The 14,263-nt window shown below is 69.2% G+C and carries 13 protein-coding genes; 8 read left to right on the top strand and 5 right to left on the bottom strand.

Going from position 1 to position 14,263, the window contains the following annotated elements:
* The first annotated feature begins 1 nt into the window (after position 1).
* The 4 genes from AACL56_RS08310 to xylB all read left to right on the top strand — a co-directional run bounded on the left by AACL56_RS08310 (position 2) and on the right by xylB (position 4,347).
* Positions 2-673: a transaldolase family protein gene (locus AACL56_RS08310; protein WP_339092830.1), complete on the top strand. Its 672-nt coding sequence runs from the start codon at positions 2-4 to the stop codon at positions 671-673.
* A 17-nt stretch (positions 674-690) separates the two neighbouring features.
* Positions 691-1,659 carry a carbohydrate kinase family protein gene (locus tag AACL56_RS08315; RefSeq protein WP_339089352.1) on the top strand — a complete coding sequence of 323 codons (969 nt, stop codon included), beginning with the start codon at positions 691-693 and terminating at the stop codon, positions 1,657-1,659.
* A gap of 25 nt (positions 1,660-1,684) precedes the next feature.
* A complete protein-coding gene (locus AACL56_RS08320; protein ID WP_339089353.1) occupies positions 1,685-2,629 on the top strand; it encodes an AraC family transcriptional regulator in 945 nt (314 codons plus the stop codon).
* Between the two features lie 251 nt (positions 2,630-2,880).
* Entirely contained in the window at positions 2,881-4,347 is a 1,467-nt protein-coding gene (xylB, locus tag AACL56_RS08325; protein WP_339089354.1) for a xylulokinase, read from the top strand.
* A gap of 159 nt (positions 4,348-4,506) precedes the next feature.
* Here the strand turns inward: xylB and groL are convergent, their stop codons facing one another.
* Both groL and AACL56_RS08335 read right to left on the bottom strand, forming a co-directional pair.
* Entirely contained in the window at positions 4,507-6,159 is a 1,653-nt protein-coding gene (groL, locus tag AACL56_RS08330; protein ID WP_081268077.1) for a chaperonin GroEL, read from the bottom strand.
* A gap of 31 nt (positions 6,160-6,190) precedes the next feature.
* Positions 6,191-6,481: a co-chaperone GroES gene (locus tag AACL56_RS08335; RefSeq protein ID WP_007835162.1), complete on the bottom strand. Its 291-nt coding sequence runs from the start codon at positions 6,479-6,481 to the stop codon at positions 6,191-6,193.
* Positions 6,482-6,802: 321 nt separating this feature from the next.
* On the opposite strand from AACL56_RS08335, the gene AACL56_RS08340 reads away from it, so the two are divergent.
* On the top strand, positions 6,803-7,117 hold the full coding sequence (locus tag AACL56_RS08340; RefSeq protein ID WP_339089355.1) for a UBP-type zinc finger domain-containing protein: 315 nt from the start codon (positions 6,803-6,805) through the stop codon (positions 7,115-7,117).
* Here the strand turns inward: AACL56_RS08340 and AACL56_RS08345 are convergent.
* Together AACL56_RS08345 and AACL56_RS08350 are read right to left on the bottom strand one after the other, a co-directional pair.
* Positions 7,111-9,432 (bottom strand): FdhF/YdeP family oxidoreductase, encoded by a 2,322-nt coding sequence (locus AACL56_RS08345; RefSeq protein ID WP_339089356.1) that lies wholly within the window; start codon positions 9,430-9,432, stop codon positions 7,111-7,113. The genes AACL56_RS08340 and AACL56_RS08345 overlap by 7 nt on opposite strands.
* Before the next feature lie 31 nt (positions 9,433-9,463).
* Complete coding sequence (locus AACL56_RS08350) at positions 9,464-9,925, bottom strand: hypothetical protein (RefSeq protein ID WP_339089357.1); 462 nt, start codon at positions 9,923-9,925, stop codon at positions 9,464-9,466.
* A 305-nt stretch (positions 9,926-10,230) separates the two neighbouring features.
* Between AACL56_RS08350 and AACL56_RS08355 the strand changes: the two genes are divergently transcribed.
* Positions 10,231-10,752: a Dps family protein gene (locus tag AACL56_RS08355; RefSeq protein ID WP_425336997.1), complete on the top strand. Its 522-nt coding sequence runs from the start codon at positions 10,231-10,233 to the stop codon at positions 10,750-10,752.
* A gap of 73 nt (positions 10,753-10,825) precedes the next feature.
* Here the strand turns inward: AACL56_RS08355 and AACL56_RS08360 are convergent, their stop codons facing one another.
* The gene (locus AACL56_RS08360) at positions 10,826-11,560 is read right to left on the bottom strand and encodes a response regulator (RefSeq protein ID WP_339089358.1); all 735 of its coding nucleotides are present in this window, start codon (positions 11,558-11,560) and stop codon (positions 10,826-10,828) included.
* 167 nt (positions 11,561-11,727) lie between these two features.
* Here AACL56_RS08360 and AACL56_RS08365 point away from each other — a divergent pair, with 167 nt between their 5' ends.
* Positions 11,728-12,117 (top strand): response regulator, encoded by a 390-nt coding sequence (locus tag AACL56_RS08365; protein WP_339089359.1) that lies wholly within the window; start codon positions 11,728-11,730, stop codon positions 12,115-12,117.
* Positions 12,114-14,213, top strand: a complete 2,100-nt coding sequence (locus AACL56_RS08370; RefSeq protein ID WP_339089360.1) for an ATP-binding protein — start codon at positions 12,114-12,116, stop codon at positions 14,211-14,213. Before AACL56_RS08365 ends, AACL56_RS08370 begins: the two co-directional genes overlap by 4 nt.
* Positions 14,214-14,263: the final 50 nt, after the last annotated feature.

Raw genomic sequence — 14,263 nt, forward strand, 5'->3', positions numbered from 1 at the left:
GATGAACGACGACTTCCACCTGTACCTCGACAGCGCCGACCTGGCCGAGCTGCAGGCCTGCCTGCCGCATCCCGTGGTGCACGGCGTGACCACGAACCCGACGCTCCTGCAGCGCGCCGGCGTGGGCCGCGCGGCCGTGCCGGCCCTGCTGAAGCGCTGCATCGAAATGGGCGCGCGGCAGGTGCAGGCCCAGGTCTATTCGAGCGAGGTCGACGGCATGCTCGAGGACGCGCGGGCGCTGCTGGCCCATTTCGACAGCGGCCAGCTCGTCATCAAGATTCCCGCCACGCGACAGGGGCTCGACGCCGGCGCGCAGCTCATCGCACAGGGCGTGCCCGTCACATGGACCGCCGTGTACGCGCCCGAGCAGGCGCACTTTGCGGCGCAGTTGGGCGCGGCCTACGCTGCGCCGTACCTCGGACGTCTCGAAGACGCGGGTGTCGACGGCCTCGCGCTGATCGCGCAGATGCAATCGCTGGTCGCGCGCCGGACGTCGTCGTGCACGCGGCTGCTGGTGGCGAGCATCCGTTCGCGCGAGGCGTATCTCTCTCTTCTGGGGCTCGGCGTGGGGGCCGTCACCATCCCGCCGCGCCTCTTCGCCGAACTGCTCGACCACCCGGCCACGCTGGCCGCCGAAAGCGGCTTCCTGGCCGATGCGCGCGCCTTGCCCTGATCCAGAATCCAGACACCATGCGCATAGCACTCACGGGCGAAGCCCTGATCGATTTCACCGCCAGCGAGGCGGGCACGCTCGCTTTCCTCGGCCACGAGGGCGGCTCACCGCTCAATACCGCCGTGGCCTGCGCCCGGCTCGGGCAGCCCACGGGTTTTCTCACGCAGCTGTCGACCGACCTGTTCGGCGAACGGCTGATGGGCTTCCTGCAGCGCAACGGCGTGGACACCAGCTTCATCCTGCGCAGCAGCGCACCGTCGACGCTGGCTTTTGTCGAACGCACGCCGCAGACCAACCGCTACGCCTTCTACACGCGCGGCAGCGCCGACGCCACCTGGGCGCCCGAGCCGCTGCCGCAGCTGCCGGCGGAATGCCGCTTCCTGCATTTCGGCTCCATCTCGCTGCTGCAGGACCCGGCCGCCACGCGCATCGCCGACCTGGTCGCCGCGAACCGCGGGCAGCGCGTGATCGCGTTCGACCCGAATGTGCGTCCCAGCCTCATTGCCGACCTGCCTGCCTACCGGGCACGCGTTGCAGGCTGGTTTGCCATGGCCGACCTGGTCAAGCTCAGCGACGAGGACGCCGAACTGCTCGCGCCCGGCCAGCCGGTCGATGCGCTGGCGGCCCGGATCCTGGAAGCCGGCGCGCGCGCGGTGATCGTCACGCGCGGCGGTGAAGGCGCGACGCTCTGGCGCGGAGGCCAGCCGCCGCTGGCCGTGGCTGCGCCGCGCGTGCAGGTGGTCGACACCATCGGTGCCGGAGACACCTTCACGGCCGGGCTGTCGGTCTCGCTGCTCGCGCATGGTGTGGAGCAACCGGCGCAGCTTGCCGGCCTGAGCGACGAGACCTGGCGCGAGGTGATGGCGTTCGCCGCCACCGCCGCTGCGCTCAACTGCACCCGGGAGGGTGCCGATCCACCGACGCTGGCTGCGGTTCACGCCGCGCTCGCGGAGGCACAGAATACCGCTGTGGCCGCGCGGTCCTGACCGTCCGGCCTGAACTGTTGCTGCCATGACGACGTCCACACGCAAGCGCCCGGTCCCGCGCCAGCGCCAACCCGAGCTGGAGCGCGACTTCGCGCGCTCGCCCTCGCTGGGCTACGAGGCACCCGAGGAAACCGGCCTGGTGCGCTGCCTGGCGCACGGCTTCCCGAGCCCGCTGGTGCGCTGGCATTTCCATGAAGACTACGAGCTGCACCTGATCACCGAGACCTCGGGCAAGGCCTTCATCGGCGACTGGATCGGGCCATTCCAGCCCGGCCACCTGGTGCTGTGCGGTCCGCGGCTGCCGCACAACTGGATCTCGCTCGACGTGCCCGAAGGCGGCGCCGCGGGGCGCGACCGCGTGATCCAGTTCCGCCACGAACCCATCGAACGCGCGGCCGCCGAGATTCCCGAGCTGCGCGAGGTGATGCAACTGCTCGAGCGCGCGCGCCACGGCATCGAGTTCTTCGGCATGTCGCAGAAGGCGCAGGCGCACTGGGACCACATCAAGGCCGCGCGCGGTGTGCGGCGCCTGGGGCTGTTCTGCGAGTTCCTCGCCGACCTGGCCGAATGCACCGACTACCGGCTGCTGTCGAGCGTGCAGATGCAGGGTGCGCAAGGCGCGGACGGCGATGCGCAGGTCGACCAGATCAACGGCATCGTCAACCGCATCACCAACAACATGGCCGACCCGATCTCCATGTCGGATGTGGCGGCCGAGCTGGGCATGAGCGAGAGCCGCTTCAGCCGCTTCTTCCGGCGCTCCACCGGCAACAGCTTCACCGACTTCGTGAACCGCGTGCGCATCAACAGCGCCTGCCACCTGCTGATGCAGACCGATCACTACGTGACGGACATCTGCTACCAGGTGGGCTTCAACAACGTCGCCAACTTCAACCGGCGCTTCCTCGAGATCAAGGGCATGACGCCGAGCGAATTCCGAAAGCAGGCCGACACGCGATTCGGGATATGAGGCTCGCCCCCAGGATGCGCGGCACTTCGTGTCCGCTTCTCCTACCCCCTACCGGGGGCAACACCGGAGGCCCGGTGTTTCTTGGCTCGCCCCCAGGCTTCGCGCACTGCGTGTCGCTTCTCCTACCCCCTACCGGGGGCAACACCGGAGGCCCGGCAAAGCCGGTTCCTCGGTGTTTCTTGAACGGGCAGCTAGTTCTTCGTGCATTCGCCGCGCGAAAGCACGGCAAACCTGAAAAGTAGGAGTTCATCTTGTATCTGGGACTCGACCTCGGCACTTCCGAACTCAAGGCGCTGTTGCTCGCCGACGACCATCGCATCGTGGGCGTGGCACGCGCGCCGCTCACGGTCGAGCGGCCGCGGCCGCTGTGGTCGGAGCAGGCGCCCATGCAATGGTGGCAGGCGCTCGAAGAGGTGATGCACGCGCTCGGCAAGTCGCATCCCGAAGAGCTTGCGGCAGTGCGTGCCATCGGCCTGTCGGGCCAGATGCACGGTGCCACGCTGCTCGATGCGGCGGGCGAGGTGCTGCGTCCGGCCATCCTGTGGAACGATGGCCGCAGCGGCTCGCAGTGCGAGGCCCTCGCGCGCGCCGTGCCGCGCCTCGGCGAGATCGCGGGCAACCTCGCGATGCCCGGCTTCACTGCGCCCAAGCTGCTGTGGGTGCGCGAGCACGAGCCGGAAGTCTTTGGGCGCGTCGCAATCGTGCTCCTGCCGAAGGACTGGCTGCGCTTCATGCTCAGCGGCGAGGCGGTCAGCGAGATGTCCGACGCGGCGGGCACGCTGTGGCTCGACGTGGGCGCGCGCGACTGGTCCGACGAACTGCTCGCGGCCACCGGCCTCACGCGCGCGCACATGCCGCGGCTGGTGGAGGGCAGCGAGGTTTCCGCGAAGTTGAAGCCCGAACTGGCCGCGCGCTGGGGCCTGGGCCACGACGTGCTGATTGCCGGAGGCGCGGGCGACAACGCCGCAAGCGCGGTCGGCATGGGGCTGGTCGAGCCGGGGCAGGGTTTCGTTTCGCTGGGCACCTCGGGCGTGGTGTTCGTATCGACCGACCGGTTCCTGCCGAATCCCGCGCAGGCGATGCATGCCTTCTGCCATGCGCTGCCGAAGCGCTGGCACCAGATGTCGGTGATGCTCTCCGCCGCGAGCGCGGTGAGCTGGGCCGCGAAGACCTTCAGGTTCGCCGACGAGGCCGCGCTGCTCGAGGCGGCCGCCTCGGTGCCGATCGCGCAGCGCGCGCACTGCCCGCTGTTCCTGCCGTACCTGTCGGGAGAGCGCTCGCCGCACAACAACGCGAACGCGCAGGGCGTGCTGTTCGGGCTGACGCATGCGCATGGCCCGGCGGAGATGGCCTACGCCGTGGTCGAGGGCGTGAGCTTCGGCCTGCGCGACGGTTTCGACACCTTGCGTCTGCCGCAAGACATGCCGCTACGCGAGATGGCACTCGTCGGCGGTGGCGCACGCAGCGTGTGGTGGGGGCAGTTGCTGGCCGACATCTTCGGCGTGGCGCTGACGCTCTATGCGGGCAGCGAGACGGGCGGGGCCTTGGGGGCTGCGCGGCTCGCGTGGCTGGCGGACGGTGGCGCGGTGGCGGAGGTCTGCACGCTGCCGCTGGTGAAGCAGCAATTGGTGCCTTCGACCGATGGAGCCGATGGCCACAGGACGAGGCACGCACGTTTCCAGGCGCTGTATCAAGCAGTGCGAGCGCAGTTCCAGTAGGCAGCGCTGTTGCGAGCGCCATGAAAAAAGCCCCGCCGAAGCGGGGCTTTTTCATTTCGCGAGACACCGCGGATCCGGCTCTGCCGGTCCGCAGGTGTCGCCCCCGGTAGGGGGTAGGCGTAGCGGACACGAAGTGCCGCGCAGCCTGGGGGCGAGCAATTACATGCCCATGCCGCCCATGCCACCCATGCCGCCCATGTCGGGCATGCCGCCGCCGGCAGGAGCGTCGTCCTTCGGAGCGTCAGCCACCATGGCTTCGGTCGTCAGCAGCAGCGAGGACACCGAAGCGGCGTTCTGCAGTGCGGTGCGGGTGACCTTCGTCGGGTCCAGGATGCCCAGCTCGAGCATGTCGCCGTACGTGTCGTTGGCAGCGTTGAAGCCGTAGTTGCCCTTGCCGGCCAGCACGGCGTTGACCACCACCGAGGCTTCGCCGCCGGCGTTGTTCACGATTTCGCGCAGGGGGGCTTCGATGGCCTTCAGCACCAGCTTGATGCCGGCGTCCTGGTCGGCGTTGTCGCCCTTGACGCGGTCGCCGACGGCTTGCTTGGCACGCAGCAGAGCCACGCCACCACCGGCAACCACGCCTTCTTCCACTGCAGCGCGGGTAGCGTGCAGGGCGTCTTCGACGCGAGCCTTCTTTTCCTTCATTTCGACTTCGGTGGCAGCGCCGACCTTGATCACTGCAACGCCGCCGGCCAGCTTGGCCACGCGCTCTTGCAGCTTTTCACGGTCGTAGTCGCTCGTGGCTTCTTCGATCTGCACGCGCACTTGCTTCACGCGGGCTTCGATGTCGGCAGCAGCGCCGGCGCCGTCGATGATGATCGTGTTTTCCTTGCCCACTTCGATGCGCTTGGCTTGGCCCAGGTCGGCCAGCGTCACTTTTTCGAGGGTCAGGCCCACTTCTTCAGCGATGACCTTGCCGCCCGTCAGGATGGCGATGTCTTCCAGCATGGCCTTGCGGCGGTCGCCGAAGCCAGGCGCCTTGACGGCCACGACCTTCAGGATGCCGCGGATCGTGTTCACGACCAGCGTCGCCAGGGCTTCGCCCTCGACTTCTTCGGCAATGATCAGCAGGGGACGGCCAGCCTTGGCGACTTGTTCCAGCGTGGGGAGCAGGTCGCGGATGTTGCTGATCTTCTTGTCGAACAGCAGCACGAAGGGGTTGTCGAGCAGCGCCGATTGCTTCTCGGGGTTGTTGATGAAGTAGGGCGACAGGTAGCCGCGGTCGAATTGCATGCCTTCGACGACGTCCAGTTCGCTTTCGAGCGACTTGCCGTCTTCGACGGTGATCACGCCTTCCTTGCCGACCTTGTCCATCGCGTCAGCGATGAGCTTGCCGATGGTTTCGTCGCTGTTGGCCGAGATCGAGCCGACTTGTGCGATTTCCTTCGACGTGGTCGTGGGCTTCGAGGCCTTCTTCAGCTCTTCGACCAGGGCCGTCACGGCCTTGTCGATGCCGCGCTTCAGGTCCATCGGGTTGATGCCGGCGGCCACGTACTTGAAGCCTTCGCGAACGATGGCTTGTGCCAGCACGGTCGCGGTGGTGGTGCCGTCACCGGCGTTGTCCGAAGTCTTGGAAGCCACTTCCTTCACGAGCTGGGCGCCCATGTTCTGGAGCTTGTCCTTGAGTTCGATTTCCTTGGCGACCGACACACCGTCCTTGGTCACGGTGGGGGCGCCGAACGAGCGTTCGAGCACCACGTTGCGGCCCTTGGGGCCCAGGGTCACTTTGACTGCATTGGCCAGGATGTTCACACCCTCGACCATGCGTGCGCGGGCTTCTCCGCCGAAGACGACGTCTTTTGCTGCCATGTTGATTTACTCCGAATAGGGGATGGGTGGATTACTTCTCGACGACCGCGAACAGGTCGTCTTCCTTCATGACCAGCAGTTCGTCGCCGCCGACCTTGACGGTCTGGCCGCTGTACTTGCCGAACAGGACGCGGTCGCCGACCTTGACGGTCAGTGCGGCCAGTTCGCCCTTGTCGTTGCGCTTGCCCGGGCCCACGGCCAGGACTTCGCCCTGATCGGGCTTTTCAGCGGCTGCGTCGGGGATGACGATGCCGGAGGCGGTCTTGGTTTCGCTGTCAACACGCTTGACGATCACGCGATCGGCCAAAGGACGAAGTTTCATTGCATCTCCTGGATATGGATAAGAAACGGGTTTGTGGTCGGGCGCCGGACCGGGGTCGGACGCCCATCGACTGGACGCGAGGGCCTGTTAGCACTCAACGTCAGCGAGTGCTAATCATAAGGGCAATCGATGGCGTTTCAAGTCCGGGGACTTGCGGCCGGGCGCTCGCAGCGGTTCCGGCGAACCTTGGATTTGCAAGAAAACGCCCGCCGCGCGACATCAGCCCGAAACCTCCACCCCGAGAATCGCATGAGGCCGACGGGCCGGCCGTGCGGCCGCGGCCCGTCGACATCTGCCCAACGTATCCACAGGAGTAGCCACGTGACCAAGCACAAGCAATGCACGCACACCGACAGCATCCGGCACGTGGTGCCCAGCGCCAGGGGCTGCGAGGAATGCCTGAAGATCGGCAGCGACTGGGTCCATCTGCGGATCTGCCGCAGCTGCGGCCATGTCGGCTGCTGCGACGACTCGCCCCATCGCCATGCGCGGGCGCACTTCCAGGCCACGAACCATCCGGTCATCGAAGGCTACGACCCGCCGGAAGGCTGGGGCTGGTGCTTCGTGGACCGCGTCGCGCTCGACCTGGGCGGCGACACCACGCCGCAGGTCGGGCCGATTCCCAGGTTCTACTGACCAGGCCCGGCTCCGGCCGCGCGCCGAACCCGCACCGGCACCGACTTGTACGACGGCGTGCCGCTCTGCGCATCGCGATGCGCCAGCCCGACGAGCACATTGGCCTCCGGGTAGTAGGCGCCGGCCGATCCGCGCGGGATGTCGTAGGCCACGGCGGTGAGGTTGCGCAGCACCGCACCTTCGGGTGCCGGCGCCTCGCCTTTGAACGGCACTGCCTCGAGGTCGACCCGGTCGCCCGCGGCGAGGCCCTGCGCGGCGAGGTCGTCGGCGTTGAGAAACACCACGTCGCGCCGCCCGAAGATGCCGCGGTAGCGGTCGTCGAAGCCGTAGATGGTGGTGTTGTACTGGTCGTGGCTGCGCAGGGTGGCCAGCGTGAGCACCTGCGCGCCTGAGGTGCGCGGGTCTTCCTTCAAGCCCGGCATCACGAGGAACTGCGCCTTGCCCGAGGGGGTGTGCCACACGCGCTCGGCCGGTCCGATCGGCAGCCTGAAGCCGCCGGGCTGCCGGATGCGCGCGTTGTAGCCGTCGAAGCCTGCCAGCACGCCTTCGATGCCGTCGCGGATGCGCCCGTAGTCGGCCACCATGGCGTCCCAGTCGATGCCGTGCCGCCCCTGGAGCACCGCCTTGGCGATGCCCGCGACGATCGCCGGCTCCGAGCGCAGTTGGTCCGACGGCGGCGGCAGCCGCCCGGTGGAGGCGTGCACCATCGACATCGAGTCCTCCACGGTGATCGACTGCACGCCGCCGGCCTGCAGGTCGAGTTCGGTGCGCCCCAGGCAGGGCAGCACGATGCTCTGGCGGCCCACCAGCAGGTGCGAGCGGTTGGGCTTGGTCGCGATGTGCACCGCCATTTCCAGTCTGCGCACCGCCGCGAAGGTGCGCTGCGGGTCCGCCATGGCGACGGCCAGGTTGCCGCCCAGGCACATGAGGAACTTCGAGCGCCCCGCCTCGATGGCCTCGATGGCTTCGCCCGCGTCGTGCCCGCGCTGCGCGGGCGGCGTGAAGCCGTAGACGCGCTCGATGCCCTGGCGCAGCGCCAGCGGCGCCTTCTCGTCGATGCCCACGGTGCGGTTGCCCTGCACGTTGGAGTGCCCGCGCACCGGGCAGATGCCCGCGCCGGGGCGCCCGTAGTTGCCCTTGAGCATCAGCAGGTTGGAGATCTGCTGGACGTTGTCCGTGCCCAGCCGGTGCTGCGTGATGCCCATGCCGAAGGCGACGATGGTCGACTTCGCCCTGCAATAGAGCCGTGCCACGTGCTCGAGCGATTCCCGGCTCAGGCCCGAGGCGCGCTCCACGTCGGCCCATGCCGTGGCGTGCAGGTCGTCGGCCAGCGCTTCGAAGCCCTGCGTGTGCTGTGCGATGAACGCGCGGTCGAGCACGCCCGGTCCGCCCGCGGCGAGGTCTTCGGCATCGATGGCCAGCACGCCCTTCATGACGCCCTTCAGCGCCGCGGCGTCGCCGCCGACCTTCACCTGCAGGTAGTCGCTGGCGATGTCGGTCGAGGTGAAGGTGGCCATTTCGATCGGGTCCTGCGGCGCGGCGAAGCGCTCCAGTGCGCGTTCGCGCAGCGGGTTGAACACCACGATCGGGGCACCGCGGCGCGACGCCGCATGCAGCGTGGTCATCATGCGCGGGTGGTTGGTGCCGGGGTTGTGGCCCATGGAGATGATGAGGTCGGCGTGGTCGAAGTCTTCGAGCGACACCGTGCCCTTGCCGATGCCGATCGACTGAGGCAGGCCCACGCTGGTGGCCTCGTGGCACATGTTGGAACAGTCGGGAAAGTTGTTGGTGCCGTAGGCGCGCACGAACAGCTGGTAGAGGAACGCGGCCTCGTTCGATGCGCGGCCCGAGGTGTAGAACTCCGCCATGTCGGGCGAGGGCAGCGCCTGCAGCACCGATGCGATGCGCGCGAAGGCCTCGTCCCAGCCGATCTGCACGTAGCGGTCGGTGGACGCGTCGTAGGCCATGGGGTGCGTGAGGCGGCCGAGGTCCTCGATGTCGTGGTCGTTCCAGGACAGCAGTTCGCTCACGGTGTGGCGCTGGAACACCTCGGGCGTGGCGCGCTTGCGCGTGGCCTCCCACGTGACGGCCTTGGCGCCGTTCTCGCAGAACTCGAAGGCCGAGGTGTGCTTGGGGTCGGGCCAGGCGCAGCCGGGGCAGTCGAAGCCGTCGGGCTGGTTGTTGCGCAGCATGATGCGCGTGCCCGAGACGGCGTTCATCTGCCCGTGGATCGCCCTGGCGACCGCGCCCAGCGCGTCCCAGCCGCCGGCGGGGTGGGTGTAGGGGCGGATGCCTGAATCGTCGGGGAGGGTCATGCGGTGTCCTTCGCGGGTGGGCGGTTCTTCTTCAGTTGCGGCACACGAAGCGCAGCGCCCGCGCCGCGTCGTGCACGCGCGGGAAATCGGTGGCGAGCAGGTGCAGCGGCTGCGCGCCGTCCAGCCATGCGTCGGGCTGCACGAACCATTGCGCGATGTCCCAGTCGTCGAGCACGCCGGAAAGTTCGCCGAGCAGCGCGCGCACCGGCTGGCGCACCGTCACGTCGCCGCGTTCGAACTGGAAAAAGGGCAGCCAGCGCTGGCCGCCCCAGTCCACGACGATCACTTCGCGGGCAGCGACGGCGCGGGCGACGGCCGACAGCCCGTCGAGCGGCCGGCGCGCCGAGATCTCATGGCCCGTGGCCAGGCCGCCCGACGTGCGATAGGCGGCCAGCAGGTCGAGGAAGCGCAGGTCGCCCGGCGTGACCGCAAGGTGGACGGGCGGCCGTGCCACGGCGGCGGCGGGCGGGGTGCGGGTCTGGACGGCTTGCATGCGGCGGCTCCTCGGCGGGTGGATGGGTCGCGTGGTGCGACCGGGCAATGAGGCCCATCGTGCTGGCCGCCGCTTGCAGCGCGGTTTCAGCCGCCGGGCGCCGTGTTTCATCTGTAGCGAAGTGCCGGCGTGCCGAAGCCGAGCTTTCCGTCTCCGGGATTGCATCTGAAACGCCGCCGCCGGCGATGGAAACGACCCGGCAACCGGGCCGCCGCAAAGTGCGTTCGTGGACCACGGGCTGTGCATCGGCCGGCGGTTCATTCCATCCATCCGATGCACCGACACAACCTCGAAGAGGCGCTTCCATGACCATGACACTCGAATCCACGCTCGCCCGCCGTCAGGCACCGCTGCACTCGCCGACCGCGCTCGGCACCGAGGCCCGCCGCGACATCGGCGGCGGCCTCGCGGCCCTGCTGGCGGACAGCTTCGCGCTGTACCTGAAGACGAAGAACTTTCACTGGCACATGTCGGGCCCGCACTTTCGCGACTACCACCTGATGCTCGACGAGCAGTCGGACCAGATCTTCGCGATGACCGACCCGCTGGCCGAACGCGCGCGCAAGCTCGGCGGCACCACGCTGCGCTCCATCGGAGACATCGCGCGCCACCAGCGCCTGCTGGACAACGACGCGCCCTTCGTCACGCCGCAGGACATGCTGGCCGAGCTGCGCGAGGACAACCTGCGCATCGTCGACTTCATGCGCGCCACGCACGGGATGTGCGACGGCTACGGCGACGTGGCCACGGCCAGCCTGCTGGAGGTGTGGATCGACGAGTCGGAGCGCCGCGCGTGGTTCCTGTTCGAGAGCGGCCGCGGCGCCTGAGCGCACCGGAGGGCACCTGAGGAAGGTGCCTTTCGCGCGGGGAATGGCGCCGGCGGGCGCCGGAGGCGCTGCCTCAGTGCAGCACTTGCACCTGGGGCTCGAAGACGTAGCCCGCGCCGCGTTCGGTGCGGATCATCTTCGGCGCCGACGCATCGATCTCGATCTTGCGGCGCAGCCGCAGGATCTGCACGTCGATGGAGCGGTCGTACACCTCCGCGCCGTGCAGGCGCGACAGCTCGAGCAGCTGGTCGCGGGACAGCACGCGCTGCGGCTGTTCGCACAGCGCCAGCAGCAGGTTGAACTCGCCGTTGCTGAGTTCCACGCGCTGGCCTTCGGGCGAGGTGAGGCGGCGCGCCAGCAGGTTCAGTTCCCAGCCGGCGAAGCGATAGGCGCGGCGCTTGGTGCTGCGGCCCAGCGGCGCGGCGTCGGCACGCGCCTGGTAGCGGCGCAGCACGGCGCGGATGCGCGCCAGCATCTCGCGGTTGCTGAAGGGCTTGGTGACGTAGTCGTCGGCGGCGATCTCCAGGCCCATCACGCGGTCGGCCTCGTCCTGCTTGCCGGTGACGATGATGACCGGCAGCTCGCTGGTGTCGCGCAGGCCGCGTGCCAGCTGCATGCCGTCCTCGCCGCCCAGCCGCAGGTCGAGCAGCACGAGGTCGATCACCGTTTCCTGGAGCACCGCCGTCATCTCGGCGCCGGTGGCCACCGCGGTGACCTGGAATTCGTTTTCCAGCAGGTAGGTCGACATCAGCTCGCGCAGTGCCGGATCGTCGTCGACGACGAGGAGGTGGGGGGCGGCGGTGTTCATGGCGCTCGAAGCGTAATCCAATCGATCCTACGAGAGCCTACGGCCGGATTACAAATGAAATCGTCGGCGGCCGATCTGACATTGCCCCGGCACCCGCACCGGTCCCAATGGCGCCATGGGTGCACCACAGCACCTGCACGCAACAGGGACTGACAGGGGCTGATTTCATGTCGAAGATCATGGTTATCGAGGAAGATAGCGCGATGCGCGTGCTGATCTCCGAATGGCTGGCCGGCGAGGGGCACGACGTCCGCTCGCTGCCGCGGCACGACGCCGCATCCCGCCACAACCTCCACCACACGCATGGCGCCGCAGCCGACGTGGTCATCCTCGACCTGCCGCACCCGCGCTCGCGCAGCGGCGAGACCGCGCGCGCGCTGCAGGCGGTGCATGCCGCGTTCCCGCAGGCGTCGGTGATCGGCATCTCGACCCAGCTCGCGCGCAGCCTGGGCCGCGACTCCGACGTGGCCCGCACGCTGGGCGTGAACCAGCTGCTCCCCAAGCCGTGCACCCGCGACGAACTGCTCGGCGCCGTGGCGGCGGCACTCGCCGCATGACGTCGAGCGAGCGGCTGCGGCAGCGCATCGTCGCTGCGGGCATCGTCCTGGTGGTCGCGTTCGCCGGCTCGGCGGTGTACGACGGCTGGCGGCTGCACCAGCAGATCACGTTCGCCACCGAGCGCGAACTCGGCAACCTCGCCAAGGCCCTGGCCGAACAGGGTGCGCGCAACCTGCAGGCGGTCGACCTGCTGCTGCGCGACACGGCCGAGTGGTGGGAAACCACCGGCCACGGGCTGCCGCCGGACGACGTCGCGGCCGCGCTGGCGGCGCGCGTCGTCGGCATCTCGCAGGTCAGCGTGCTGACGCTGGTCGACAGCCAGGGCCGGCAGCGCCACCGCTCCAGCATCACCGGCGCGCCGCTGGCCGACGTTTCCGACCGGCCATATTTCCAGAGCCAGCGCGAGGGCTCGGCGGGCGGCCTCTACATCAACGAACCCGTGGTCACCCGTACCAACCGGCAGCCCGCGCTGGTGGTGTCGCGCCGCCTGGCCCGGCGCGACGGCACGTTCGACGGCGTGGTCACCGCCATCGTCACGCTGCAGGAACTGCAGGCGGCGTATTCGGCCATCGAACTCGGCGAAGGCAGCGCGCTGCTGCTGACGCTCGACGACGGCACCCTGGTCGTGCGGCAGCCGGAGGAGCCCGGTATGGCCACGGGCGAGCGCTTCCCGGAGCTCACGGCCTTCAAGGGCGCGCCGCTGATCGACCGCTCGGTGAGCCCGGTGGACGGCCGCGCCAAATTGGTGGCCGCGGTCGGCGTGGGCAAACGGCCGCTGACGCTGACCATCACGCGCGACGAAGACCATGCGCTGCGACCCTGGTACGACGAGATGCGCAGCGCCGTCGTGCGCACGCTGCTGCTCGCGGCGCTGGTGGTGCTGACCATCGCGGGGCTGCTGCGCCAGCTGCGGCGGCTGGAGGCCGGCGAGGCCGAGAAGGCGGCGCTCGAGGCGCGGCTGCAAAAGGCGCAGCGGCTGGAGTCGCTGGGCACGCTGGCCGGCGGCATCGCGCACGACTTCAACAACATCCTGGGCGCGATCCTCGGTTTCGGCGAAATGGCGCAGCAGCACGCCGCGGCCGGCTCCGACATGCGCCGCTACATCGATCGCGTGATGCAGGCCGGCGCGCGGGCGCGGGTGCTGGTGCGCCGCATCCTCGACTTCAGCCGCAGCGGCGTCGCCGAGCGCGTGCCGGTGCACATCCAGGCGGTGGTGGAGGAAGCCCTCGCCATGCTGCGCCCCACGCTGCAGGACGGCATCCGCATCGATGCGCGGCTCGACGCCGGCACCGCGGCCGTGCTGGGCGACGGCACCCAGCTGCACCAGGTGGTGATGAACCTGTGCACCAACGCGGCCCAGGCGCTCGGCGACGCCGGCGCCATCGAGGTCGTGCTCGAGCGCGAGACCCTGGACGCGCCCAGGCCGCTCCTGCACGGAGAGCTGGCCCCGGGGCACTACGTGCGGCTGGTGGTGGCCGACACCGGCGCGGGCATGTCGCCCGAGGTGCTGCAGCGCGCCTTCGATCCCTTCTTCACCACCAAGAAGCTGGGCGAGGGCACAGGGCTGGGGCTGTCGATGGTGCACGGCATCGTGACCGACCTGTGCGGCGCCATCGACATCGCGACCGAGGCCGGGCACGGCACGCGCGTGACGGTGTGGCTGCCGGTGTCGGGCGAGTCGGAGGCGCCGCCGCTGCGTGCCGATCCCGCCTGGCCGCGCGGCAACGGGCAGGTGGTGATGGTGGTCGACGACGAGCGGCCGCTGGTCGAACTGGCCGAGGAGCTGCTGGCCGAGCTCGGCTACGAACCGGTGGGTTTCGACTCGAGCGAGCGCGCACTCGAAGCCTTCATGGCCGACCCGCAGCGCTTCGACGCGGTTCTGACCGACGAGATGCTGCCGGGCCTCGCGGGCAGCGAGCTGGCGCTGAAGCTGCTGGCGGTGCGGCCCGGGCTGCCGGTGATCCTGGTGAGCGGCAACGTCGGCGCGGCGCTCGAGCAGCGTGCGCGCGATGCCGGCGTGGTGGCGCTGCTGCGCAAGCCGCTCGGCCTGCAGGAGTTGGCCGAGAGCCTGGCGCGCACGCTCGGTTGCAGCTGAAACAGGGTGCGGTGAACTGCAATCCGCGCGCAATGCGCGAATCGGACAGT

Source organism: Variovorax paradoxus (assembly GCF_902712855.1).
In the GTDB taxonomy this organism is placed as follows: domain Bacteria; phylum Pseudomonadota; class Gammaproteobacteria; order Burkholderiales; family Burkholderiaceae_C; genus Variovorax; species Variovorax paradoxus_Q.